At 67.1% G+C, this 3,260-nt stretch carries 3 protein-coding genes; 2 read left to right on the plus strand and 1 reads right to left on the minus strand.

Annotated features, from left to right (window positions below):
• On the plus strand, window positions 1-206 hold a 206-nt coding region (locus tag G3O00_RS41295), incomplete at its 5' end, for a hypothetical protein (RefSeq protein ID WP_206146448.1).
• Between the two features lie 84 nt (window positions 207-290).
• Complete coding sequence (locus tag G3O00_RS41300) at window positions 291-1,430, plus strand: branched-chain amino acid ABC transporter substrate-binding protein (RefSeq protein ID WP_011350533.1); 1,140 nt, start codon at window positions 291-293, stop codon at window positions 1,428-1,430.
• A 117-nt stretch (window positions 1,431-1,547) separates the two neighbouring features.
• Here the strand turns inward: G3O00_RS41300 and G3O00_RS41305 are convergent, their stop codons facing one another.
• Window positions 1,548-3,056, minus strand: coding sequence for an AMP-binding protein (locus G3O00_RS41305; RefSeq protein ID WP_206146447.1), 1,509 nt, complete (start codon window positions 3,054-3,056; stop codon window positions 1,548-1,550).
• Window positions 3,057-3,260: the final 204 nt, after the last annotated feature.

Raw genomic sequence — 3,260 nt, forward strand, 5'->3', positions numbered from 1 at the left:
ACACGCTCGACACGATGACGCACGCGTTCGAGGCGCAGGGGCTGGGTGCAGCCGAGGCGCGCGGCCTGTCGTTGGGCCAGATCGCGCACATGGTCGCGCACCAGGCCAGTTTCCTGAGCGCGCTGGAACGGCTGTTGACGGAGCGCTCGGTGAGCGTGAACACGGCCGCGGCGGGTGGCAATGCGAATTTGATGACGATCGGCTGATCATCCTTGCCGTTCGGATCAAACAAAGGAAGCGGCAAGGCGATCCCGAAGCCGCTCCATTTACCCTGGTACCAAGGAGATGCTATGCAACACACGATGAAAAAGCTGGCAGGCGCGACGTTTGTCGCCGTCATGTCGCTGGCGGGGACGGCCCATGCGGATGACGTGAAGATCGGTTACGCAGGGCCGATGACGGGCGCGCAGGCGCACTACGGCAAGGATATGCAGAACGGGATCGTGCTCGCGATCGAGGATTTCAACGCGACGAACCCGAAGATCGGCGGCAAGCCGGTGAAGTTCGCACTCGACACGCAGGACGACCAGGCTGACCCGCGCACCGGCACGACGGTTGCGCAGAAGCTCGTCGACGACGGCATCAAGGGCATGCTCGGCCACTTCAACTCGGGCACGACGATTCCGGCTTCGCGCATCTACGCGAACGCGGGCATTCCGCAGATCGCGATGGCGACCGCACCGGAATACACGCAGCAGGGCTACAAGACGACCTTCCGCATGATGACGTCCGACACGCAGCAGGGCTCGGTGGCCGGCACGTTCGCGTCGAAGGATCTCGGCATGAAGAAGATCGCGATCGTCGACGACCGCACGGCCTACGGCCAGGGTCTCGCCGACCAGTTCGAGAAGGCGGCGAAGGCAGGCGGCGCGTCGATCGTCGACCGTGAATTCACGAACGACAAGGCGGTCGACTTCAAGGCAATCCTGACCAAGCTGAAGGCTCAGAAGCCGGATCTCGTCTACTACGGCGGCGCGGATTCGCAGGCGGCACCGATGGTCAAGCAGATGAAGACGCTCGGCATCACGGCTCCGCTGATGAGCGGCGAAATGGTGAAGACGCCGACGTTCCTGAAGATCGCGGGCAACGCGGCCGACGGCACGATCGCTTCGCTGGCAGGTCTCCCGCTGGAAGAAATGCCGGGCGGCAAGACGTACGCCGACAAGTACAAGAAGCGCTTCGGCGAAGACGTGCAGACGTACTCGCCGTACGCGTACGACGGCGCGATGGCCTTGTTCAACGCGATGAAGAAGGCCGATTCGACCGATCCGGCGAAGTACCTGCCGCTGCTCGCGAAGACCGACATGGCCGGCGTGACGTCGACGCACGTCGCGTATGACGCGAAGGGCGACCTGAAGAACGGCGGCATCACGATGTACAAGGTCGAGAAGGGCGAGTGGAAGCCGCTGAAGAGCATCGGCGGCAAGTAAGCACCTGTGATGTGACGCGTGGGCGGCGGTGAATGTAGCCGCCCCGCCGATCATGCGAAAAAGCCACCGGGCCGTCGGGCCGGGTGGCTTTTTCTTTTTCCGCCGCCGCGCAAGCGGCTATTCGCGCCGCACGCGCAGCAGGAACTTCTGCAGCTTGCCCGTCGGCGTGCGCGGCAGCGCCTGCGCGAATGTGAATTCGCGCGGGATCTTGTACGCGGCCAGCCGCTCGCCGCAGAACGCGCGCAATGCATCGGCATCGGGCACGGTGCCCGCGCGCAGCACCACGTGCGCCACGACCGTCTCACCCCAGTCGGGATGCGGGACACCGATGACGGCCGCCTCGGCGATGTCCGGATGCGCGCCGAGCACGTCCTCCACTTCCTTCGAATAGACGTTCTCGCCGCCCGTCACGATCATGTCCTTCAGCCGGTCGACGATGAACAGGTAGCCATCCTGATCGATCCGCGCGATGTCGCCGGTGCGATACCAGCCGTCCGGCGCGAACGCGGCGCGCGTCGCGGCCGCATCGTCGAGATAGCCGAGCATCATGCTGTCGGTCTTCAGCCAGATCTCGCCGGTCTCGCCCGGCTGCGCGTCGATGCCGTCCATCCGCACGACGCGCAGGTCGACGCCCGGGCCGCCCGTGCGGCCGATCGAACCGGCCTTCGCGATCTGCTCGTCCGGATACAGCGTCGTGCCGGCCGGGCCCGCTTCCGTCATGCCGTACACCTGGAAGAACGCATCGCTGCGATACGCACGCGCGAGCCGTTCGGCCTGCGCGGGGCCGATCGGGCCGCCGCCGTACAGCCAGGCGCGCACGCTCGACAGGTCGAACGCCGCGAAGCCGTCGATCGTGTCGAGCGGCAGCAGGTACGACACCGGCGCGCCGAAATACAGCGTCACGCGCTCGCGCTCGACGGTCTGCAGGAATCGCAGCGGATGGTATTCGCGCAGCAGCACGACGGTGCCGCCCGCATACAGCGTGCCGCCGAACCAGTTGTTGAGCGGCGACGAATGCCAGATCGGCATCGCCATCAGCGTGCGCTCGTGGCGGCCGATGCCGGTCGCGAGGGCCGCCTGCATCGCCGCGAGCGTCACGGTGCGGTGGCTGTGCACGCAACCTTTCGGGTGGCCGGTCGTGCCGGACGTATAGAGGATCTGCGCGATGTCGCCGTCGGCCGGGTCGATGCCCGCGAGGCCGTCCATCGTCGCACACAGCGTGTCGAAGCACGGCACGCCGTCGAGCTCGCCTTCGGTCACGAGCCGCCGCGCGGGATGCACAAGGCGTTCGACCACCGGTGCGAGCGCCACGTCGAACAGCAGCGCCTTGCTGCGGCTGTGTTCAAGCACGTAGTCGACTTCCGGCGCCTGCAGCTTGTGGTTGATCGGCACGAACGTCGCGCCGAGCCGCCACGCGCCGAACATCAGGTCGACGAAGGCCGGCGTGTTGAAGCACATCGCGGCGACACGGTCGCCGGCCGCGACGCCGAGCGCGCTCAGCACGGCTGCCGCGCGGTGCGAGCGCTCGCACGCGGCGGCATAGGTGATCGTCGCGGATTCGCTGACGAGGAACGGCTTGTCGGGCGTCGCACGGGCGGCGCGGTCAAGGGCGGCGACGAGGTTCATCGGGACTCCGGGCGGGCGATCGAAGGCGAACTGGGTCGTAATAAGCTGTCCGAAACGGCATCAGGCCGGGTACGCGCGCTGCAGCAGCGCGGCGACGTCGATCGCGTGCGGGTCGAAGCCGCCCGCAATGCGGCCCCAGTCGGGCGCGGCGAGCCGCGTCGCGACGAATGCGTCGGCAACGGCCGCCGGCGCATCGCGGCGCAG

Origin of the sequence: Burkholderia sp. Ac-20384 (assembly GCF_017104605.1) — a bacterium.
Taxonomy (GTDB): Bacteria; Pseudomonadota; Gammaproteobacteria; order Burkholderiales; family Burkholderiaceae; genus Burkholderia; species Burkholderia lata.